We start from the raw sequence: 20,029 nt of genomic DNA, 5'->3' as shown, positions 1-20,029 counted from the left end.
CCCGTCGGTAGACGCCACCGGGCGCGATCGGCCGAGTGTTGCGTTGCACAGCAACATGCCCGGAACCGGAATGAGCGTCAAGCGGCGGCGGCGGCGCCGCATCGGGCCGCGCTCAGCCGGCGTCGCGGCTGCGTTCGATGATCACGCCCACCGCCTGCGCGCCGCGCACCGCGCCCGGCTTGCTCAGCTTCAGCCGCAGCCAACGCACCTGGAACTCGTCCAGCACCGCGGCCGCGCAGCGCTCGGCCAGCGTCTCCACCAGGCCGTCCTCGGACTGCTCGACCAGTTCCACCAGGCGCTTGCTGACCGCCTTGTAGTTGAGCGTATCGGCGATGTCGTCGCTGGCCGCCGGCACCCGGTTGTCGAAGCCCATCTCCAGATCGAAGCGCAAGGTCTGCCGAATGCGCCGCTCCCAATCGTAGATGCCGATCAGCGCGTCGATCTCTAGACCTTCGATGAAAACTTTGTCCATTGGGAGCCGGGATTCGGGATTGGGGATTGGGGATTGGGGATTCGGGAATGGTAAGAGCAAAGGCAAAAGCAGAGGCAAGAGCGCAGAGCCGCTTTTACGAATCCCCAATCCCGAATTCCGAATCCCGCGCCGCCGCCAACGGCGGCAGCGTCGCCATGTCCCAGCGCGGCGTCACCCGCACCGCCGCGTCGCTGGACTGGCCGGCCTGCAGGCGCAGCGCGCCGGCGAAGGCGATCATCGCGCCGTTGTCGGTGCACAGCGCCGGGCGCGGGAAGCAGGCGCGGCCGCCGCGCGCCTGCGCCATCGCCTGCAGCTTGGCGCGCAGGCGCACATTGGCGCCGACGCCGCCGGCGACCACGATGGTGTCGCTGCCCGCCGCCTGCAGCGCGCGCTCGCACTTGACCGCCAGCGTGTCCACCACCGCATCCTCGAAGCCGCGCGCGATGTCCGCGCGCGTGCTCTCGCTCTGATCGCTGCCGCGCCAGGCCAGCAGCACCTGGGTCTTGAGTCCGGAGAAACTGAAATCCAGCCCGGGCCGGTCGGTCATCGGCCGCGCGAAGCGGAACCGGCCCGGCGTGCCCTGCGCGGCCAGCGCGGCCAGTTGCGGGCCGCCCGGATACGGCAGGCCCATCATCTTGGCGGTCTTGTCGAAGGCCTCGCCGGCGGCATCGTCCAGGGTCTCGCCGAGCAGCCGGTACTGGCCGATCGCCTCCACCGCGATCAGCTGGGTGTGCCCGCCGGACACCAGCAGCGCCACGAACGGCGGCGCCGGCACGCCGTGCACCGGGTCCGGATCCTCCATCAGCGGCGCCAGCAGGTGCCCTTCCATATGGTGGACGCCGATCGCCGGCACCTCCAGCGCCCAGGCCAGCGCGCGCGCCACGCCGGCACCGACCAGCAGCGCGCCGACCAGGCCCGGACCGGCGGTGTAGGCCACCCCGTCCAGGTCGCGCACGCGCAGCCCGGCCTCGGCCAGCGTCTGGCGGATCAGCGGCAGCAGCTTGCGCACGTGGTCGCGGCTGGCCAGTTCCGGCACCACGCCGCCATATTCGGCGTGCAGCGCGATCTGGCTGTACAGCCCGTGGGCGCGCAGCGCGGCCGCGCCGGACAGGGCGGTGTCGTAGACGGCGACGCCGGTTTCGTCGCAGCTGGATTCGATGCCGAGGACTTTCATGGCTGCCATTGTGGGGCCGAATCGGCGGCAGGCAAACGCCCCGCTTGCAGCCAGGAAATCAGTCGCTATAATGTGCGGCTCGCCGGGCGTGACCCGGTCACCATTGTGTCCCGGAGATTCCATGCCCAGCGTCAAAGTCCGCGAGAACGAGCCCTTCGAGTTTGCGCTCCGTCGCTTCAAGCGCACCTGCGAAAAGGCCGGCGTGCTGGCCGAAACCCGCAAGCGCGAGTTCTACGAAAAGCCGACCCAGGAACGCAAGCGCAAGGCCGCAGCCGCGGTGAAGCGCCAGCTGCGCCGTACGTCTCGCGACGTCACCAAGCGCCAGCGTCTGTACTGAGGATCGCGGTTTGCGGTAGCGGGGTATGCCGGTTTCGGCATCCGCTACGGTAAGCCCACGAAGCCGGCACGCGCAAGCGTCGCCGGCTTTTTGTGTGGCCGCGGGCCAGGCCCGGCCTGGCCATGTGGCGGCGCATCGGCCCGCACCGCCTGCGCATGCGCAGGCGCATCTGCCACGCCTGCCCCGCTCCGGCGCGCAGCCACCTGCACCCTGCCCGGACCGATGCGGCGCAGCGCCTAGAATGACCTCCCCTTTCTTCCCTTTCCCCTGGAGCACCTCATGACCCTCAAGCAGCAGCTCACCGACGACATGAAGGCCGCGATGAAGTCCGGCGACAAGCACAGCCTGGGCGTGATCCGGCTGATCAACGCCGCGATCAAGCAGAAGGAAGTGGACGAGCGCGTGGAAATGGACGACGCCGCGGTGCTGGCGGTGATGGACAAGATGGTCAAGCAGCGCAAGGACTCGGTGAACCAGTACGCCGCGGCCGGCCGCGAGGACCTGGCGGCGATCGAGCGCGAGGAGATCGTGGTGATCGAGCGCTACCTGCCGGCCAAGCTCGGCGAGGCCGAGATCGTCGCCGCGATCCAGACCGCGATCGCGCAGACCGGCGCCAGCAGCGCGGCCGACATGGGCAAGCTGATGGCCGTGCTGAAGCCGGCGCTGGCCGGCAAGGCCGACATGGGCCAGGTCTCGGTGCTGGTCAAGCAGCAACTGGCCGGCTGATCGCGGCAGCGGGCTTCACCCGCCTTTCGGCACCGGGCTGATACAACGCACGCGAGCCTGCGACACCTTCTACGCGCATCCGCGGGCCCGGCATCACCGTGCCGCGCCCGCTGCAAGGCCGTCGCCGCTCCCATGTCCCTGTCGCTGTCGCCCACCCGCCTGCAAAAACACCTCGACCGCCTGCAGCAGAGCCTGCCGGCGGCGCTGGTGCGGCGTTTCATCGAAATCGACGTGATGACCCAGGCCGCGTCGCTGTCGTTCTACGCGCTGCTGTCGCTGGCGCCGTTGCTGGTGCTGCTGCTGTGGCTGACCGCCTCGCTGTACCCGCAGGCGCAGCAGGCCTTTATCGAACAGATCGGGCAACTGGCCGGGCACGGCGCGCGCGAGGTGGCGCAGACCATCATCGACAACGCCAAGAACCAGCCCAACATCGGTTCGCTGGCCGGGCTGTGGAGCACGCTGCTGCTGTTCGTCGGCGCCACCGCGGTGTTCGCGCAGCTGCAGAACGCGCTGAACCTGATCTTCCGCACCGACAAGCAGCGCCTGGAAGGGGTCATGGCGTGGCTGAAGAAGCGCGTGTTCTCCTTCGGCGTGGTGCTGGGACTGGGCTTTCTGCTGCTGATCTCGATGATCCTGACCACGGTGGTGCAGGTGCTGTTCGCGCGCATGCCGTCGCTGCTGCCGGCGGTGGGCTACGTCTCGACGCTGGCGATCTACGTGCTGGCCTTCGCCGTGCTCTACCACTATCTGCCGGACCGGCGCGTGGAGTGGCGCCAGGCGGTGATCGGCGGCGCCATCACCGCCTGCCTGTTCGTGGCCGGGCGCTATGCGATCGGCCTGTACATCGCCACGGCCGCGCCGGGCAGCGCCTACGGCTCGATGGGCGCGCTGGTGATCCTGCTGGTGTGGATCTACTACGCCACCGTGGTGTTCTTCGTCGGCGCGCTGATCACCGCGGTGATCGACGAACGCCTGCGCTCGCGGCGCAAGCTCGCCGCGGCCGGGATCGACGCCAGCGCGATCACCGCGATTCCGCCGCAGCTGTAGCGCCGCACCGCCAGGCTTTGCGGCCCGATCCGTGGCGGTGGCGCGGACGCGTGGCATCCTATCGTCCATGGCCCGCATCCCCGACGCATTCATCGACGACCTGCTTGCCCGCACCGACATCGTCGAGGTGGTCGGCACGCGCGTGCCGCTGAAGCGCCAGGGCAAGGAATACGCGGCGCGCTGCCCGTTCCACGACGAGCGCTCGGCCTCGTTCACGGTCTCGCCGACCAAGCAGTTCTACCACTGCTTCGGCTGCGGCGCGCACGGCACCGCGATCAGCTTCCTGATGAACTACGACCGCCTCGAGTTCCTCGACGCGGTCGACGAACTGGCCAAGCGCGCCGGCATGGAAGTGCCGCGCGACGCGCAACAACGCGGCGCCGCGCAGGCTGCCGGCGACGACCACCGCGACCTGTATTCGGCACTGGACGCGGCGACCAAGTTCTTCCAGCGCCAGCTCGACGCCAGCGACAAGGCGCGCAGCTACCTCGATGGCCGCGGCGTGGACGCCGACAACCGCGCGCGCTTCCAGATCGGCTATGCGCCGGACGGCTACAGCGCGCTGAAGGACGCGCTGGGCACCGACGAACGCCGCCACAAGCTGCTCGAGCGCGCCGGGCTGTTCTCCAAGAACGAGCGCGGCCACGTCTACGACAAGTTCCGCGACCGGGTCATGTTCCCGATCTTCGACCGCCGCGGCCGGGTCATCGCCTTCGGCGGCCGGGTCATGGACAAGGACGACGGCCCCAAGTACCTGAACTCGCCGGAGACCGCGCTGTTCCACAAGGGCCGCGAACTGTACGGCCTGTGGCAGGTACGCCAGGCCAACCAGAAGATCGAACGGCTGATCGTGGTCGAGGGCTACATGGACGTGGTCTCGCTGTTCCAGTTCGGCGTGACCCAGGCGGTGGCGACGCTGGGCACCGCGACCACCTCCGAACACGCCGAACTGCTGTTCCGCAACGCGCCGGACGTGTTCTTCTGCTTCGACGGCGACAACGCCGGCCGCCGCGCCGGCTGGAAGGCGCTGGAGTCGGTGCTGCCGCGGATGAAGGACGGGCGCCAGGCGTTCTTCCTGTTCCTGCCCGACGGCGAGGACCCGGACAGCATCGTGCGCAAGGAAGGCGCCGACGGTTTCGCCGCGCGCCTGCAGCAGGCCACGCCGCTGTCGCAATTCTTCTTCGACGAGCTCTCGCGCGAGGTCAACCTGACCACGCTCGACGGCAAGGCGCGGCTGGCCGAACGCGCGCGGCCGATGCTGGCGCAGATTCCCGATGGCGCGTTCGGCGACCTGATGCGCCAGCGCCTGGCCGAGATCACCGGCATCGGCGGTCCCGCGCCCGCCGCCGCCGCGCAGCCGGTCAAGCCGCCGCCGCGCGCGATGGCACGGCCGACGCAAAAGCGCAGCCTGGTGCGCGAGGCGATCGTGCGCCTGCTGCACACGCCGGCGCTGGCGCTGGACCTGCCTCCGCCCTACCCGTTCGCCGGCCTGCGCCTGCCCGGCATCGAGCTGATGATCGAGCTGCTGGAGATCGTGCACACGCGCCCGGACATCTCCACCGGCGCCCTGCTCGAGCATTTCCACGAACGCGAGGAATTGCCCGCGCTGCAGAAGCTGGCGGTGCAGGAGATTCCCGGCGAAACCGCCAGCTGGCGCCAGGAACTGCACGACGTGGTGGTGCAGCTGGAACGGCAGACCCTGCAGCAACGGCTGGAGGAACTGCAGGCCAAGCAGCGCGCGCAAGGCCTGGACGAGACCGACAAGTACGAACTGCGCGAACTGTTCAAGGCGCGCGCAGCGCTGCATTGATTCATCAGCGAGACACGCAGCCCGCCGCCGGGTGCTGCCAAGCGTCGGGCGACGATGGCGATCGCACCCTGCGGTCACCATGTCTTTTCAAGCAGCGGATGCGGATACGCTGATCGCCCACTTGGTTCCGATGCCCGAGCTCACGTCGCTGCGCGCGCTTCCGCTTCGAGCCACGCTAGCAACCCATACAGCTCTGCATCCTGATCGAGTTCCGTCGTCAGAAGCTCATGGAGTTGCGGCGGCACCGGGTTCAGCTTGTGAGCAATCAGGCTGGAATAAGCGGTCGTGTGCTGTTTTGCCGCCTGCAAGATAAATTCGAACGCGTTCTTCGGAACACCCTGCAACGTTCCGGGCAGCTCCTGGTTTGGGATCTGTGTGTAGGTGACTCCTGACGACGCCGCATTGCTCTCGGCCTTGCTGACGTTCTTACTGATCACCGGGATCTCTTCGTTTTCATACAACGTCTTGATCTGCTCAAGCATGGCCGCCTTCCAAGCATGCGGCACCACGTCGAGCGAGTTCCAAAGATCGCGATTCCATACCTTGTAGCCATCGCCGGTCGTCGGTGGCAACGTCGAATTGCACAGGTCGGAGAAAGTCGCATTTCCTGATGTCGCGCCAGCGGTCGGATAGCAATACACCGCATTGCATCCTTCCAGCTTATTGTTACTCTTGAGCCAAGTCGCCATGGTGGGTGACAACGCACCACCCAGGCTATGGCCGGCGAAGATCACGTTTGCCCCACTTGGCAGAGTTTTCAGGAATGCGGTCAGCGTATTGCCAGGCGATACCGCCGACAGCGGGCTCACCATGTTGAGCAGATGCCAGACGCCAATCGCTGTTCCCATCGAAATAGCAGTATTGGCATCACTGGGCTGCGTCAATGCAACTGGCGGGGCGCTTACGGTGGGATCGTAGGTCAAAAAGTCGACCACGCTGGTGACGTCAAAATCCTCCGTCACCCAGTCGTAGCGAGAGAATGGATCAGTGGCGGCGATCGCCACGACATAGACCTCTCCGACCAGTTCTCCAAGCGTGCTCGTCTTGGCCACAAACATGGCATTGCCCGAACGGAACGTGCCCTCCTTCTGCCAGACCTGCGGACCCCATGCCAACTCCCAGCTGCCGATCACCGCCTGCGCTGGCGATGATGCCAGCGTTGCCTGAATGGTTTTCTGATAGTCGATCTGCAGATGTTCCGTCTTGCCGAATCGCTTGCTGACCCAATTGGCCAAGCTCGAAAGCGCAAACACGGTCTGATATTGATCGTATTGCATGTGCGTGCTCCTGATCCCTGGAGAAGCGGGAGGCGATGGCGCACACGCGGCGAGCCATCGTGCCCGACGCGCTCCCCCAATCGGACGGGCCACCGCAATCTAGCAAGCCGCTGATGCGTGCATTCGACCGAAACCGCTGGCGCCGTAACATGTCTGCGAGTTGTCTACGCCGTGCGTCCGGATTCGCGTGCGGGCGCCATGCTTCCTAGAATGCACCACTCCCCGCCGCTCGATTCTCCCCCTCAATGCTCAAGTCCTGGCTCGCGCGCCTGCGCATCGAACCGTTCACCCTGGCACTGCTGTGCACGGTGCTGCTGGCCTCGCTGTTGCCGGTGCACGGGCAGGCCGCGGCGATCATGGACGACGTCACCGACATCGCCATCGCCGCGCTGTTCTTCCTGCACGGCGCGCGCCTGTCGCGCGAGGCGATCGTCGCCGGCGCGCTGCACTGGCGCCTGCACCTGACCATCCTCGCCGCCACCTTCGTGCTGTTCCCGCTGCTGGGGCTGCTGCTCAAGCCGCTGTCGCACTGGCTGCTGACCCCGGAGCTGTACATCGGCGTGCTGTTCCTGTGCGCGCTGCCGTCCACCGTGCAGTCGTCGATCGCGTTCACCTCGATGGCCGGCGGCAACGTGCCGGCGGCGGTGTGCAGCGCCTCGCTGTCGAGCCTGCTCGGGGTATTCCTGACCCCGCTGCTGATGGGCCTGCTGGCCGGCGCGCAGAGCGCGATGGCCAACCCGCTGGAGGCGATGGGCAAGATCATGCTGCAGTTGCTGGTGCCGTTCGTGGCCGGCCACCTGCTGCGGCCCTGGGTCGGCGCCTGGGTCGAGCGCCGGCGCGCGGTGCTGCGCTACACCGACCAGGGGGTGATCCTGCTGGTGGTGTACACCGCCTTCAGCGCCGCGGTGATCGAAGGCCTGTGGCGCAAGACGCCGCTGCCGGCGCTGCTCGGCGTGGCCGCGGTCGCCGCGCTGCTGCTGGCGCTGGCGATGGGGCTGATCACCTTCGGCGCGCGGCGGCTAGGCTTCAACCGCCGCGACGAGATCCCGATCGTGTTCTGCGGCTCGAAGAAGAGCCTGGCCACCGGCGTGCCGATGGCCAAGGTGCTGTTCGCCGGCGGCAGCCTGGGCGCGATCGTGCTGCCGGTGATGATCTATCACCAGATCCAGCTGATCGTCTGCGCCTTCGTCGCGCAACGCTATGCCCGCGAAACGCAGACGGCGACAAAGGACTAGCGAGCGCGGGACGGCGACGGATCGGCGCCACCTGTTCGAGAAGGCGCGGCCGCCACTCGGGTGCATGCGCTGCGCCTGGTGAAAACAGAACGCAGCGCGATGGCGGCCACGCGCCGCCGTCCGTGCCGAGCTACATGCCCGCACTGGCCGCCGCTGAATCGCTGCATATGCAAATGCGCAACCGGCATATCCGCCGGATACCCGCGGCACGATCGGCTAGGTAGAGTGCGCGATTGGCGCCATGGCCTGCACGGCATCCGCCGTTGCCGCCCTCCCCTCTTCGCCCGGTGACCGACGTATGCGCCGCACGCTCCACCTTTCCGTCATGACCTCCGCCAGCCTTGCCGCACTGCTGGCGCTGGGCGGCTGCGACAAACCGCCCGCTCCCGCCAAGCCGCAGGCCGCCGCGCCGGCCAAGGCGCCCGACAGCTCCGGTATCGCCTGGCGCGAAGGCGACGTCGACGACGCCTTCGCCGAAGCGCGCGAGCAGAACAAGCCGGTGCTGCTGTACTGGGGCGCGGCCTGGTGCCCGCCGTGCAACCGGCTCAAGGCCACGCTGTTCAAGGACCCGGCCTTCATCGCACGCACCCGCGCCTTCGTCGCGGTGCATCTGGACGGCGATTCGGAAGGCGCGCAGGCCTGGGGCGAACGTTTCGGCATCAAGGGCTATCCGACCATCATCGTGCTGCGCCCGGATCGCAGCGAGATCACCCGCCTGGCCGGCGACAGCGACACCGGGCGCCTGGCCGAGGCCTTGCGCGTGGCCGCCACGCGCACCACCACGTCGGCGCAGCTGCTGCAGAAGGCGCTGCAGGCGCCGGCCACCCTCAGCGCCGACGATTGGACCCTGCTCGGCGAATACGGCTGGGCGGTGGATGCGAGCAAACTGGTGAAGCCGGAGCAGGCCGCCGGTGTGCTCGCGCAATTGGCCGCCACCGCGCCGCAGCCGGCACTGCAGCGCCGCTTCGCGTTGCTGGCGCTGGCCGCGCAGCCACCGGACAAGGCCGGCACCCGGGACACCAAGCGCCGCGCTGCCGACCGCAGCCTGCTGCAGGCGGTACTGGCCGATCCGGCCGAGGTCCGCGCCAACCGCAGCACCCTGACCTACTCGGCGCGCGAACTGGTCCAGGCCGCGGCCGCCGATGCCGGCGAACGGGCCACGCTGTCGAGCGCGCTGAGCCGCGCGCTGGACCAGGTCTACGCCGACAGCAGCCTGCCGATCAGCGATCGTCTGGATACCGCGTACGCCGACATCCAGCTGGCGCGGCTGGCGCAGGGGCAGCCGGCCGACGCCGGCGACGCGCCGCATCCGCCGCATCCGCCGCTGCCGGCCGCGGTGGTCGCCAAGGTGCAGCAGCGCGTGCAGTGGGCCGAACAGGCCGCCAAGACCGACTACGAACGCCAGTCCACGATCAGCAATGCCGCCAGCCTGCTCGACGCCGCCGGCGACAGCGCCGGCGCCGAACAGCTGCTGCTGGCCGAGCTGGGGCGCAGCAAGACGCCGTACTACTACATGCCGGAACTGGCCGACCTGGCCGAGGCGCGCGGCGACAAGCAGACCGCGCTGTACTGGCTGAAGAAAGCCTACGAGAGCGCCGAAGGCCCGGCCACCCGCGTGCAGTGGGGCGTGCTCTACGTCGATGGCCTGATCCGGCTGCAACCGGACAACGCGGACGCGATCGAGGCCGCCGCCGGCCAGGTCATCGGCGAACTGGCCGGGCAGCCCGGCGGCTACCACCAACGCACCAAGCAGCGTTTCGACACCCTGGCCAAGACACTGCAGGGCTGGAGCAAGGACCATGGCGGCAGTGCCGTGCTCGCGCGCCTGCAGAACAAGATGCAGCAGAGCTGCGGCAGCCAGGACCGCGACAGCTGCCAGCATTGGCTGGGGTGAACGCGCCAGGCGCTGTCGCCACCGACCGCGACAGCATCTAGCGCCACCGGGAGCGGCCAAGCGCTGTACGGCATCCGCCGCAGTCCCGGCACCGGGCCGGCCACCTCGCGACGGCGCGGTCGTCCCGCGCCGCATGCACTCGATCCGCTCGCGCCGCCGCCCGGCGCGCGCAGGCCGCGCCGGGTGCCGGCCTACGCCAGTCAGGCCGCGCGTGCCGACGTCATCGACTGGCCGGCACCATGGCTGCCAGGGCGGCGTCCGCTGCCGGTATGCGCGTTCAAGCCTTGCGCCTGCCCTTCCAGCTCGCGCGCGGCATCGGCCATCTTTTCGACCAGTGCCGCGTTCTGCTGCGTGGCCGTGTCCATCTGCATCACGATCTGGTTGACCTGGCCGATCCCGGCGCTCTGCTCGCGGCTGGCGCCGGCGATGTCGGTCATGATCCGCTGCACCTCGCGCACCGAGCCGAGCAATTCTTCCATGGTGGCGCCGGCACGTGAGACCAACGCCGAGCCGCGATCGACCTGCTCGCTGGAGCCGGCGATCAGCCCACGCACTTCCTTGGCCGCATCGGCGCAGCGCTGGGCCAGGCTGCGCACTTCGGTGGCGACCACGGCGAAGCCGCGACCCTGCTCGCCGGCACGCGCCGCTTCCACCGCGGCGTTCAGGGCGAGGATGTTGGTCTGGAACGCGATGCCGTCGATCACGCTGATGATGTCGGCGATCTTGCGTGACGCGCTCTCGATGCCGGCCATGGTCTGGACCACGTCGCGGACCACCTCGCCGCCGCGCTGGGCGACGTCGCTGGCGCCGTCCACCAGCCGGTTGGCGTGGCCGACATGCTCGACGTTGCGCTGCACGGTGCTGGTGATCTCTTCCATCGAGCTGGCCGCCTCTTCCAGCGCCGCCGCCTGCTGCTCTGTGCGCCGGGCCAGGTCGCTGTTGTCCTCGACCATGTCCGCGGCCGCCGACTGCAGGGTGCGCGCGGCCTCGCCGAGCTGGCGCGCGGCATGGATGTCCAGCAACGCGCCGACCGCGCGCAGCGGGGTGCCGTCGGCGGCGCGCTTGGTCAGGCCGCGCGCGCGGAACCAGCGGTACTCGCCGCTCTTCTGCTGCAACCGGTACTCGATGTCGAAGGAGGTGCGGCCGCTGCGGTCGTTGAGATGGGCGGCGAAGGCATTCAGCGCACCCTGCTTGTCCTCCGGATGCAGGCGCGAGGCCCAGCTGTCGAGCACGTTCGGAAATTCGGCTTCCGAGGCGAAGCCGAGCAGCGTGCGGAACTGCGGCGACCACCAGAATTCGTTGGCCGGGTTGATCGGATCGCCGGCGATCACGCTCATGTCCCACAGGCCGTCGTTGAGCATGTCCGCGCCCAGTTCGAAGCGGGTCAGCACCACGTCCAGGAACGCATCGCGCTCGCGCCGTTCGGAGATGTCGGTGAGCGAGCCGGCCACCCGCAGTGGCGCGCCGTGGGCGTCGCGCTGCGTGGTGCCGAGCGCGCGGAACCAACGGTACTGCCCGTTCTTCAGCTGCAGCCGGTATTCCACGTCGTACGGGGTCTGGCCGCTGCGGTCGGCCAGGTGCGCGGCGAACGCATCGAGCGTGGCCTGCTTGTCCTGCGGGTGCAGGCGCGAGGCCCAGCTGTCGAGCACGTTCGGGAACTCGGCCTCGGAGGCGAAGCCGAGCAGCGCGCGGAACTGCGTCGACCACCAGAACTCGTTGGAGGGGTTGACCGGATCGCCGGCGATCACGCTCATGTCCCACAAGCCGTCGGTGGTGCCGGCAGTGACCAGATCGAAGCGGCCGCGCAGATAGTCCAGATCGGCGCGGGCGCTTTCGGCCTGCGCGCGCGCGCGGTCGCGTTCGGCCTCAGCCTCGCGCAAGCGCTCGATCGTTGCCTGCAGCTTCGCCGCTTCTTGCTTGCTCTTGCCCCACATGTGCTTCTCCGCGACTTTGCCGAACTCGGTGGTTCGGTAGCGACCGCAACCGCCAGCACTTGAGCGGAGAACTGAATGGACGGTTCAGCCGATCCAGTGATCGACCAGCAGGAACGCGAACAGCGCCATCAGGTACACGATCGAATAGCCGAACATGCGCATCGAGAACATCTCGTCCGGCGGATCGAGCATGCGCCAGGCGTACCAGACGAACACCGCGTTCAGCACCAGCGCGCCGCCGAGGTAGAACACTCCGCTCATGCCCACCGCGGCCGGCAGCAGCGTCACTATCACCAGCAGCAACGTGTACACCAGGATCTGCTTGCGCGTATGCGCCACGCCGTGGGTGACCGGCAGCATCGGGATCGAGGCCTTGGCGTAGTCGGCGCGGCGGAAGATCGCCAGCGCCCAGAAATGCGGCGGCGTCCACACGAAGATGATCAGCACCAGCAGCGACGCGTAGGCCCAGTCCCACTGGCCCTGCATGCCGGTGATCGCGGCCCAGCCCAGCAGCGGCGGCGCCGCGCCGGCCAGGCCGCCGATGACGATGTTCTGCGGCGTGGTGCGCTTGAGGAACACGGTGTAGATCACCGCATAGCCGATCAGCGAGGCGAAGGTCAGCACCGCGGTGATGGTGTTCACCCAGATCACCAGGATCGCCATCGACAGTGCGGTCAACGCCGTGGCGAACAGCAGCACCTGCCACGGCAGCACCTTGCCCACCACCAGCGGCCGCCACGAGGTGCGCGCCATCTGCGCATCGATGCGCGCGTCCAGCAACTGGTTGATCGCCGCCGCGGCCGATGCCGCCAGCCAGATGCCGAAGAAACCGATCAGGCCGGTGCGCACCTGCGCCCAGCTCGGCACGCCGGGAATCGCCAGGCACATGCCGACCAGCGCGGTGAACACGATCAGCGCCACCACCTTGGGCTTGGTCAGGTCCCAGTAGTCGCGCCAGTGGATGCCCGTTGCGCTCATTGCGGCGCCCGCAGGCGCGCCAGCAGCGACACCAGCACGAACAGCAATGCCACCGCGCCGGCGTTGTGCAGCACCGCCACCGGCAGCGGCAGCGCCAGCTTGACGTTGAGGATGCCCAGGCTGACCTGCGCCACCAGCAGCAGCGCCAGCGCCGCCGCCCAGCCGCGCATGCCCGGCGAGCGGCTCAGCCGCCAGCCCAGCCACAGCAGATAGGCCGCCACCAGCAGCGCCATCATCCGGTGCGCCATCTGGATCGCGATGCGCGACGCGCCGTCGAGCACGCCGCCTTCGTAGTCCACGCCGATGCCACGCCACAGGGTGAAGCCTTCGCGGAAATCGTGCGGCGGCCACCACTGGCTGACGCAGCGCGGGAAGTTGTCGGCCGACCAGCTGCCGCCGCCGCAGGCCAGCGCGGCATAGTTGGCGCTGACCCAGCCGCCGAGCGCGATCTGCAGCGCCAGCAGCGCCACGCCGATGCGCAGCAGCCACTTCAGCCGCGACGCGTCGGCCAGGGTGATCGGCAGGTGGGTGGCGCGCCAGGCCATCCACACCAGCAGCGAAAACATCAGCAGGCCACCGAGCAGATGCCCCATCACCACGATCGGCTTGAGCAGCAGGGTCACCGTCCACATGCCGAGCAGCGCCTGGAAGATCACCACCGCCAGGGTCAGCACCGCCGCGCGCGCCAGGTCGCTGTTGGACCAGCGCAACGCCGCCAGCAGCAGGATCGCTTCGCCGGCAGCGGCCAGCGCCATCGCCAGCGACGGCCAGCCGGACATGTACAGCGGAATCGACAGCGCCACCAGCAGCGCGGCGCCGACGATCTGGACGATGCCCAGGCGCCGCCGGCGCGCGGCCAGCAGCGACAGCACCAGCACTTCCACGCCCAGCGCACCGGCCAGGAAGCGGTGCACCTGCTCGCGCCAGGCCTTGTGCGTCTCCAGCGGCCGGATCTTGCTGGCCGCATGTGCGTTGGCCTCGGCGTTGCTCTGCGGCCAGGTCACCCGGCCGTAGCAGGTCGGCCAGTCCGGGCAGCTCATGCCCGCATCGGACAGGCGCACGAACGAACCGAACATGATCGTGCTGGCGGTGAACAACGCCGCCAGCCAGGCCATGCGATGGAAGTGCCGAAACAGCGCCGGTGGCGCGAACAGGTTCATAGGGGGACGGCTCACAGGAGTTTCAGCAGCTTCGACAGGTCCGCGCGCAACCCGGCCGGATCGAAGCCCGGCGCATAGCGCAGCACCACGAAGCCGTTCGGATCGATCACGTAGACCGGCACCCCGGCCGCGTCGTGCACGCGCGGCAGGCCGTTCAGCAGCGCGGCGTCGGCGCGCAGCACGCGCACCTGCGGCAACGCGCGCACCGCCGCCGGCGGCGTGCCGATCCACAGGATCTGCACGTGGTCGGCGTCGTGGCCGAACAGCTGCCAGACCTTGTCCAGGTCGCGCGCCAGCGCGTCGCAGGCGCTGCCGCAGTCGCACGGCGGGGCCAGCGCGATGCGCCACAGGCGCTGCTGCGGCTGCCAGGCGTAGACGCTGCCGTCGTCGAGCCGCGGTTGCAGCGCGCGCAGGTCGGCCGGCGGCTTCAGCAACTCGCCGTGGTTGCGGCTGCTGGCCGGTTGCCAGCCGGAAAAACGCAGCGCGCCGGCGACCAGCATCGAGCCGAAGAACAGGGCGAACAGCGCGATCAACGTCCAGCGGCCGCGCGCGGTCGCCTGGCGTGGAGCCGTAGGGGAGGCATTCATGCCGGGGATTTTCTCATGGGCGCGCGCTCAGCGCCCGCCCCGCCCCTTGCGCGCGCGCCAACTGAGCAGGCCGGCGGTGACCAGCACGGCCAGTGCCAGGCCGAACCATTGCACCGCGTAACCCAGGTGGCGCTCGGGCGGCAGCGTGTTCGGCAGCATGTCCAGATCGCGCGGATAGCCCAGCGGCAGCGCCGGATCCAGGCGCAGCACCTGCGACAAAATGTCGCGGCGGCCGAGCGCCTGGCCGATCGCCGCCGGCTCGATGCGCATCGCCAGCCACAGCTGCGGCGCCGGCGCGGCGACCAGCGCCGGCCCCAGGGTCAGCCCATGCGAAGGCGCCGGCCCGAGCAGGCCGACCAGCGTGGACCGCCCCTGCAACGGCACTGGCCTGGGCAACGCACGGTCGGCCGGCAGCGGCAGCCAGCCCAGTTCGACCAGCAACGGCGCCGATGCGCCATCGGCCAGGAATGGCTGGTAGACCTTGACCCCGCTGCGGCCCTCGCGCAGTTGGTTGTCGAGCAGGATCTGCCCCGGCAGGAAACGGCCAGTGCCGTGCACCCACGCCAGTTGCGTCGGCCGCGCCGCGGCAAGCGCAGCGGCCAGGGTCTGTGGGCGGTCGCGGATGTGCGCGGCCTGCGCGAGCAGGGCCTGTTTCTCGTGCATGCGCAGCAATTGCCAGCGGCCCAGCGCGCAGAATCCCAGCGCCACCGCCAGCGCGATGCTCCAGCCGAGCCACAGCGGCATGCGCGCGCGCGCGGCGACGCGCGAAGACGCGGCGAGAGTCATAATGCGGCGATACCGTGCACCGAGACGCCCATGAACGACTCGCTGAAAACCCTGCTGATCGTCGCGTTCCTGCTGGTCATTCTGTGGAACCTCGGCGCCGGCCTGTACTACCTGCTGGTGGACCGCGGCCAGAGCAAGCGCACGGTGAACGCACTGACCTGGCGCATCGGCCTATCGGTGTGCCTGATCCTGCTGGTGATCCTGGGCATTTACACCGGCGTGATCAAGCCGCACGGGCTAGGTCGCTGAGGTGCCGGGATTGGAGATTCGGGAATCGGGATTCGCAAAAGCGGATGCTCGCGCTCCTGCCTTTGCGAATCCCCAATCCCCACTCCCCAATCCCCGCCGTCAAAGCACATAGACGAACAGGAACAACGCCAGCCACACCACGTCGACGAAGTGCCAGTACCACGCCGCCGCTTCGAAGGCGAAGTGGTTGTCGCGGCTGAAGTGCCCGCGCGCGATCCGCAACAGCATCACCAGCAGCATGATCGTGCCCAGCAGCACGTGCGCGCCGTGGAAGCCGGTGAGCATGAAGAAGGTGGAACCGTAGATGCCCGAGCCCAGGGTCAGGTTGAGCTCCTTGTAGGCGTGCATGTACTCCTCGGCCTGGAAGTACAGGAAGGTGCAGCCCAGCGCCACAGTCAGCGCCTGGAACACCATCAGCCGCGTGCGCTGGCCGGCCTTGAGCGCATGGTGGGCGATGGTCAGGGTCACGCCGGAGCTGAGCAGGATCAGCGTGTTGATCAGCGGCAGGCCCCATGCCGGGATGGTCTGGAACTGGCCACCGATCGCGCCCGGGCCATTGGTCGGCCACGCCGCCGAATAGCCGTCCCACAGCAGCGCGTTGGTCATCACCCCGTCGCCGGCGCCGCCCAGCCACGGCAGGATGAAGGTGCGGGTGTAGAACAGCGCGCCGAAGAACGCGCCGAAGAACATCACTTCGGAAAAGATGAACCAGACCATGCCCATGCGGAAGGACACATCGACCTGGCGGTTGTAGTGGCCGGCGATCGATTCGCGGATCACGTCGCCGAACCACATGAACAAGGTCGCCACCAGCATCGCGATGCCGGTGAAGAAGGTCCACTTGCCCCAGGCCGCGTCGTTGAGCCAACTGGCCACGCCGATCATGGTCACGAACATCGCGATCGAGCCGATGAACGGCCAGCGGCTCTGGCTGGGCACGTAATAGGCAGTGGCGTCGGTGCTGGGCTGGGCCATGGCGGGCGTTCCGGGTGAGGTCAAGGGGCCGCGCGCGCGGAACCGGCCAGTTTCGGCGATCCCAGTTCCGCGCTCAGCGCATCGTTCTTGTAGAAGGTGTACGACAGGGTGATGGTGGTGACGTCGGCGGGCAGGTTCGGGTCGACGATGAAGCGCACCGGCATGTCGCGCTTCTCGCCGGCCTGCAAGGTCTGCGCGGTGAAGCAGAAACACTCGGTCTTGGTGAAGTAGCCGGAGGCGCGCGCCGGCGCCACCGACGGCACCGCGCTGCCGACGATGGCGCGTTCGCCGTCGTTGCGCGCGTAGTACAGCGCCTCGTTGAGCTCGCCGGGCACCACCTGCATGGTCAGCTGCTCGGGATGGAACGACCACGGCAGCTTGGAATTCACCCCGCCGTCGAACTCGACCTTGACCGTGCGCTTGCCGAGCAGCGGCTTGCCCGCCTGAGGGCCTTCGCCCGGGCCGCGCTCCAGGCGCACGCCGAACACCTTCTCGCAGGCGATGCGGTACAGCGGTACCAGCGAGAAGGTCAGCACGAACACCGCCAGCGCCACGCCGACCAGCTTGAACAGCCCGGCGCTGCTGTGCACCCGCGGCGCCGGCGCGCTCATCGGCCGATCACCCCGGACAGGATGAAGCCGACATAGATCAGCACCGCGACCGCGCCCACCACCAACGCGGTGCGCACGGCGCGCTTGCGGCGCAGGGCCAGATCGTCGAGCGGGGTCTGCGCGGTCATCAGTGGCTGATGTCGTCGTGGGCCAGGTCGCCGGGCTTGAGCACCGGCGGCAGGGTGAAGGTGTGCGCCGGCGCCGGCGACGGCACGGTCCATTCCAGGCCGCGCGCGCCCTCCCAGGAACGCGCCTCGGCGCGCGCACCGTTGCGCAGCGACGCCAGCAGGATGCCGGCCATCAGGAACGGGGTGACGAACATGCCGAACGCGCCGATCGAGCTGACCAGGTTCCAGTCGGCGAACACCACGTTGTAGTCGGGGATGCGCCGCGGCATGCCGGCCAGGCCGAGGAAGTGCTGCGGGAAGAACAACAGGTTGACGAACAGCATCGTCCACCAGAAGTGGAACTTGGCCCAGCCCTCGTTGTACATGCGCCCGGTCCACTTCGGCCACCAGTAGTACACCGCCGCGATCAGCGCGAACACCGCGCCGGTGACCAGCACGTAGTGGAAGTGCGCGACCACGAAGTAGGTGTCGTGGTACTGGAAGTCGGCCGGCACGATCGCCAGCATCAGCCCGGAGAAGCCGCCGATGGTGAACAGGATGACGAACGCCACCGCCCACAGCATCGGCGATTCGAAGGTCAGCGAGCCCTGCCACATGGTGCTGACCCAGTTGAACACCTTCACCCCGGTGGGGATGGAGATCAGCATGGTGGCGAACATGAAGTAGATCTCGCCGCCCAGCGGCATGCCCACGGTGAACATGTGGTGGGCCCAGACGATGAAGCTCAGGAACGCGATCGCGGCGATCGCGTACACCATCGCCTGGTAGCCGAACAGCGGCTTGCGGCTGAAGGTCGGGATGATCTCGCTGACCACGCCGAACGCCGGCAGGATCATGATGTACACCTCCGGATGCCCGAAGAACCAGAAGATGTGCTGGTACATCACCGGGTCGCCGCCGCCGGCCGCATTGAAGAAGCTGGTGCCGAAGAACTTGTCGGTCAGCAGCATGGTCACCGCGCCGGCCAACACCGGCATCACCGCGATCAGCAGGAACGCGGTGATCAGCCAGGCCCAGCAGAAGATCGGCATCTTCAGCAGGTCGATGCCGGGCGCGCGCATGTTGAGCACGGTGGCGATGATGTTGATCGCGCCCATGATCGAACTGATGCCGGCGACGTGGATCGCGAACACGCTGAAGGCGACGTTGTAGCCGCCCTGCAGCGACAGCGGCGGGTACAGGGTCCAGCCGCCGGCCGGCGCGCCGCCGGGCAGGAAGAAGGTCAGCAGCAGCAAGGTGAAGGCCACCGGCAGCAGCCAGAACGACCAGTTGTTCATGCGCGGCAGCGCCATGTCCGGCGCGCCGATCTGCAGCGGGATCATCCAGTTGGCCAGGCCGACGAAGGCCGGCATCACCCCGCCGAAGATCATCACCAGCGCGTGCACGGTGGTCATCTGGTTGAAGAACTCGGGCTTGACGAACTGCAGGCCCGGTTGCGCCAGCTCCGCACGGATCACCACGCTCATCGCCGCGCCGACGATGAACATCGTGAAGCTGAAAAGCAGGTACAGCGTGCCGATGTCCTTGTGGTTGGTGGAGAACAACCACCGTTCCACGAAGCTCTGCTGATGCCCGTGCTCGTCGTGGTGATCGACTGCGGAATGGGCCATGGCGGCTACCTCAAAAAGAAATGCAGGAGATCAGGCGGCTTGCACGGTCAGGTGCGAGCCGGAACGAAGACGGAGCAGCAGGGCCTGCGGCGGCGCGGCCGGCGCAGTGGCCTCGGGCGCGGGCGCATCCGGCGCCGCCGGCGTGGCGGGCGCTGCGGCAGGTGCGGCGGCCGGCGCGGCCGGAGCCGCCGCCGGTGCCGGCTTGCGTGCCGCCAGCCACTTCTGGAAGTCCTGCTTGGACACCGCCTCGACCACGATCGGCATGAAGCCGTGGTCCTTGCCGCACAGTTCGGCGCACTGGCCGCGGTACACGCCGGGCGTGTCGATGTCGGTCCAGGCTTCGTTGATGATCCCGGGGATGGCGTCCTGCTTCCAGCCCAGCGCCGGCACCCACCAGGCGTGGATCACGTCGTCGGAAGTGATCACGAACCGCACCTTGGTGTTCACCGGCAGCACCAGCCGGTTGTCCACGTCGAGCAGGTAGTGCGGGTTGCTCTCCAGGGTCGGCACCTGGCCGCTCTGGCGGATGCGGTCCGAGTCGCGCGCCAGGCGGCTGGTGAAGGCCACGTTCTCGCCCAGGTATTCGTAGCGCCACATCCACTGGTAGCCGGTGACCTTGATCGTCAGCTCGGCATCGCGGGTGTCGTACATGGCGATCAGCTTGGCCGTGGCCGGCCACGCCATCGCGATCAGGATCAGCACCGGGATCACCGTCCAGATCACTTCGGCCTTGGTGTTATGGCTGAACTGCGCCGCGACCGCGCCCTTGGACTTGCGGAACTTGAACATCGCATAGCCCATCGCGCCGAACACCAGCACGCCGATGGCCGCGCAGATCCACAGCGACAGCATGTTCGAATCGTAGGCGTTGCGCGCGCTCTGGGTGACGCCGCGGCCCATGTTCAATTGCCAGGGTTTCGGATCGGCCGATTGTGCCCACGCCATCGGTGCGGCCAGCGCCGCCGCCAATGCCATCGCGCCCCTGACCGCCTGTTGCTTCCACATGCCGCATTGCTTCATTGCCTAGACCCCTTGGAGC

General features: G+C 68.4%; 20 protein-coding genes. 7 read left to right on the top strand and 13 right to left on the bottom strand.

The genetic code is table 11. The features are described 5' to 3' along the window. Positions 1-112: 112 nt before the first annotated feature. On the bottom strand, positions 113-472 hold the full coding sequence (gene folB / locus AB3X08_RS02640) for a dihydroneopterin aldolase (RefSeq protein ID WP_369936035.1): 360 nt from the start codon (positions 470-472) through the stop codon (positions 113-115). Positions 473-566: 94 nt separating this feature from the next. Next, a complete protein-coding gene (gene tsaD / locus AB3X08_RS02635) occupies positions 567-1,646 on the bottom strand; it encodes a tRNA (adenosine(37)-N6)-threonylcarbamoyltransferase complex transferase subunit TsaD (RefSeq protein WP_369936033.1) in 1,080 nt (359 codons plus the stop codon). Between the two features lie 121 nt (positions 1,647-1,767). Here tsaD and rpsU point away from each other — a divergent pair, with 121 nt between their 5' ends. The 4 genes from rpsU (at position 1,768) to dnaG (ending at position 5,566) form a co-directional block, all read left to right on the top strand. Further along, positions 1,768-1,983 (top strand): 30S ribosomal protein S21, encoded by a 216-nt coding sequence (gene rpsU / locus AB3X08_RS02630; RefSeq protein WP_003465342.1) that lies wholly within the window; start codon positions 1,768-1,770, stop codon positions 1,981-1,983. A 279-nt stretch (positions 1,984-2,262) separates the two neighbouring features. Then, the gene (locus AB3X08_RS02625) at positions 2,263-2,709 is read left to right on the top strand and encodes a GatB/YqeY domain-containing protein (protein ID WP_369936031.1); all 447 of its coding nucleotides are present in this window, start codon (positions 2,263-2,265) and stop codon (positions 2,707-2,709) included. Positions 2,710-2,841: 132 nt separating this feature from the next. Beyond that, on the top strand, positions 2,842-3,756 hold the full coding sequence (locus AB3X08_RS02620; protein ID WP_184414786.1) for a YihY/virulence factor BrkB family protein: 915 nt from the start codon (positions 2,842-2,844) through the stop codon (positions 3,754-3,756). A gap of 67 nt (positions 3,757-3,823) precedes the next feature. After that, positions 3,824-5,566, top strand: coding sequence for a DNA primase (gene dnaG / locus AB3X08_RS02615; RefSeq protein ID WP_369936029.1), 1,743 nt, complete (start codon positions 3,824-3,826; stop codon positions 5,564-5,566). Between the two features lie 140 nt (positions 5,567-5,706). On the opposite strand, the gene AB3X08_RS02610 is transcribed toward dnaG, so the two are convergent. Then, positions 5,707-6,843, bottom strand: coding sequence for a lipase family protein (locus AB3X08_RS02610; RefSeq protein WP_369936028.1), 1,137 nt, complete (start codon positions 6,841-6,843; stop codon positions 5,707-5,709). A gap of 245 nt (positions 6,844-7,088) precedes the next feature. Between AB3X08_RS02610 and AB3X08_RS02605 the strand changes: the two genes are divergently transcribed. Together AB3X08_RS02605 and AB3X08_RS02600 are read left to right on the top strand one after the other, a co-directional pair. Next, complete coding sequence (locus AB3X08_RS02605; RefSeq protein ID WP_369936027.1) at positions 7,089-8,078, top strand: bile acid:sodium symporter family protein; 990 nt, start codon at positions 7,089-7,091, stop codon at positions 8,076-8,078. A 298-nt stretch (positions 8,079-8,376) separates the two neighbouring features. Next, on the top strand, positions 8,377-9,972 hold the full coding sequence (locus tag AB3X08_RS02600; protein ID WP_369936026.1) for a thioredoxin family protein: 1,596 nt from the start codon (positions 8,377-8,379) through the stop codon (positions 9,970-9,972). Between the two features lie 200 nt (positions 9,973-10,172). Here AB3X08_RS02600 and AB3X08_RS02595 read toward each other — a convergent pair whose 3' ends face one another. The 5 genes from AB3X08_RS02595 to AB3X08_RS02575 form a co-directional block, all read right to left on the bottom strand. Continuing rightward, entirely contained in the window at positions 10,173-11,906 is a 1,734-nt protein-coding gene (locus AB3X08_RS02595) for a methyl-accepting chemotaxis protein (protein WP_369936025.1), read from the bottom strand. Positions 11,907-11,990: 84 nt separating this feature from the next. Then, positions 11,991-12,884 (bottom strand): heme o synthase, encoded by an 894-nt coding sequence (cyoE, locus tag AB3X08_RS02590; protein ID WP_369936024.1) that lies wholly within the window; start codon positions 12,882-12,884, stop codon positions 11,991-11,993. Then, entirely contained in the window at positions 12,881-14,044 is a 1,164-nt protein-coding gene (locus AB3X08_RS02585; RefSeq protein WP_369938391.1) for a COX15/CtaA family protein, read from the bottom strand. Before AB3X08_RS02585 ends, cyoE begins: the two co-directional genes overlap by 4 nt. A gap of 11 nt (positions 14,045-14,055) precedes the next feature. Continuing rightward, complete coding sequence (locus AB3X08_RS02580) at positions 14,056-14,631, bottom strand: hypothetical protein (protein ID WP_369936022.1); 576 nt, start codon at positions 14,629-14,631, stop codon at positions 14,056-14,058. Positions 14,632-14,658: 27 nt separating this feature from the next. Further along, positions 14,659-15,417, bottom strand: coding sequence for an SURF1 family protein (locus AB3X08_RS02575; RefSeq protein ID WP_369936021.1), 759 nt, complete (start codon positions 15,415-15,417; stop codon positions 14,659-14,661). 30 nt (positions 15,418-15,447) lie between these two features. On the opposite strand from AB3X08_RS02575, the gene AB3X08_RS02570 reads away from it, so the two are divergent. Further along, positions 15,448-15,666, top strand: a complete 219-nt coding sequence (locus AB3X08_RS02570; RefSeq protein ID WP_003480622.1) for a twin transmembrane helix small protein — start codon at positions 15,448-15,450, stop codon at positions 15,664-15,666. Positions 15,667-15,765: 99 nt separating this feature from the next. Here AB3X08_RS02570 and AB3X08_RS02565 read toward each other — a convergent pair whose 3' ends face one another. From AB3X08_RS02565 to coxB, 5 genes are read right to left on the bottom strand one after another with little or no spacing between them, the layout of a single operon-like run. Beyond that, a complete protein-coding gene (locus tag AB3X08_RS02565) occupies positions 15,766-16,641 on the bottom strand; it encodes a cytochrome c oxidase subunit 3 (protein WP_369936019.1) in 876 nt (291 codons plus the stop codon). Positions 16,642-16,661: 20 nt separating this feature from the next. Next, positions 16,662-17,252 (bottom strand): cytochrome c oxidase assembly protein, encoded by a 591-nt coding sequence (locus AB3X08_RS02560; RefSeq protein ID WP_369936017.1) that lies wholly within the window; start codon positions 17,250-17,252, stop codon positions 16,662-16,664. Beyond that, on the bottom strand, positions 17,249-17,380 hold the full coding sequence (locus AB3X08_RS02555) for a hypothetical protein (RefSeq protein ID WP_369936016.1): 132 nt from the start codon (positions 17,378-17,380) through the stop codon (positions 17,249-17,251). Before AB3X08_RS02555 ends, AB3X08_RS02560 begins: the two co-directional genes overlap by 4 nt. Continuing rightward, on the bottom strand, positions 17,380-18,990 hold the full coding sequence (gene ctaD, locus AB3X08_RS02550) for a cytochrome c oxidase subunit I (protein WP_184414776.1): 1,611 nt from the start codon (positions 18,988-18,990) through the stop codon (positions 17,380-17,382). The genes AB3X08_RS02555 and ctaD overlap by 1 nt, the downstream gene beginning before the upstream one ends. A gap of 30 nt (positions 18,991-19,020) precedes the next feature. Then, complete coding sequence (coxB, locus tag AB3X08_RS02545; RefSeq protein ID WP_369936015.1) at positions 19,021-20,010, bottom strand: cytochrome c oxidase subunit II; 990 nt, start codon at positions 20,008-20,010, stop codon at positions 19,021-19,023. Between the last annotated feature and the right edge of the window lie 19 nt (positions 20,011-20,029).

Origin of the sequence: Xanthomonas sp. DAR 34887 (assembly GCF_041245805.1) — a bacterium.
Taxonomy (GTDB): domain Bacteria; phylum Pseudomonadota; class Gammaproteobacteria; order Xanthomonadales; family Xanthomonadaceae; genus Xanthomonas_A; species Xanthomonas_A tesorieronis.
Note: the sequence above shows the minus strand (reverse complement) of the source record. Positions and strands in the feature narration are given on the sequence as shown.

Excerpts from the sequence above, each read along its gene's own strand:
- folB (WP_369936035.1), bottom strand. The coding sequence starts at position 472 with ATGGACAAAGTTTTCATCGAAGGTCTAGAGATCGACGCGCTGATCGGC.
- tsaD (WP_369936033.1), bottom strand. The coding sequence starts at position 1,646 with ATGAAAGTCCTCGGCATCGAATCCAGCTGCGACGAAACCGGCGTCGCC.
- rpsU (WP_003465342.1), top strand. The coding sequence starts at position 1,768 with ATGCCCAGCGTCAAAGTCCGCGAGAACGAGCCCTTCGAGTTTGCGCTC.
- AB3X08_RS02625 (WP_369936031.1), top strand. The coding sequence starts at position 2,263 with ATGACCCTCAAGCAGCAGCTCACCGACGACATGAAGGCCGCGATGAAG.
- AB3X08_RS02620 (WP_184414786.1), top strand. The coding sequence starts at position 2,842 with ATGTCCCTGTCGCTGTCGCCCACCCGCCTGCAAAAACACCTCGACCGC.
- dnaG (WP_369936029.1), top strand. The coding sequence starts at position 3,824 with ATGGCCCGCATCCCCGACGCATTCATCGACGACCTGCTTGCCCGCACC.
- AB3X08_RS02610 (WP_369936028.1), bottom strand. The coding sequence starts at position 6,843 with ATGCAATACGATCAATATCAGACCGTGTTTGCGCTTTCGAGCTTGGCC.
- AB3X08_RS02605 (WP_369936027.1), top strand. The coding sequence starts at position 7,089 with ATGCTCAAGTCCTGGCTCGCGCGCCTGCGCATCGAACCGTTCACCCTG.
- AB3X08_RS02600 (WP_369936026.1), top strand. The coding sequence starts at position 8,377 with ATGCGCCGCACGCTCCACCTTTCCGTCATGACCTCCGCCAGCCTTGCC.
- AB3X08_RS02595 (WP_369936025.1), bottom strand. The coding sequence starts at position 11,906 with ATGTGGGGCAAGAGCAAGCAAGAAGCGGCGAAGCTGCAGGCAACGATC.
- cyoE (WP_369936024.1), bottom strand. The coding sequence starts at position 12,884 with ATGAGCGCAACGGGCATCCACTGGCGCGACTACTGGGACCTGACCAAG.
- AB3X08_RS02585 (WP_369938391.1), bottom strand. The coding sequence starts at position 14,044 with ATGAACCTGTTCGCGCCACCGGCGCTGTTTCGGCACTTCCATCGCATG.
- AB3X08_RS02580 (WP_369936022.1), bottom strand. The coding sequence starts at position 14,631 with ATGAATGCCTCCCCTACGGCTCCACGCCAGGCGACCGCGCGCGGCCGC.
- AB3X08_RS02575 (WP_369936021.1), bottom strand. The coding sequence starts at position 15,417 with ATGACTCTCGCCGCGTCTTCGCGCGTCGCCGCGCGCGCGCGCATGCCG.
- AB3X08_RS02570 (WP_003480622.1), top strand. The coding sequence starts at position 15,448 with ATGAACGACTCGCTGAAAACCCTGCTGATCGTCGCGTTCCTGCTGGTC.
- AB3X08_RS02565 (WP_369936019.1), bottom strand. The coding sequence starts at position 16,641 with ATGGCCCAGCCCAGCACCGACGCCACTGCCTATTACGTGCCCAGCCAG.
- AB3X08_RS02560 (WP_369936017.1), bottom strand. The coding sequence starts at position 17,252 with ATGAGCGCGCCGGCGCCGCGGGTGCACAGCAGCGCCGGGCTGTTCAAG.
- AB3X08_RS02555 (WP_369936016.1), bottom strand. The coding sequence starts at position 17,380 with ATGACCGCGCAGACCCCGCTCGACGATCTGGCCCTGCGCCGCAAGCGC.
- ctaD (WP_184414776.1), bottom strand. The coding sequence starts at position 18,990 with ATGGCCCATTCCGCAGTCGATCACCACGACGAGCACGGGCATCAGCAG.
- coxB (WP_369936015.1), bottom strand. The coding sequence starts at position 20,010 with ATGAAGCAATGCGGCATGTGGAAGCAACAGGCGGTCAGGGGCGCGATG.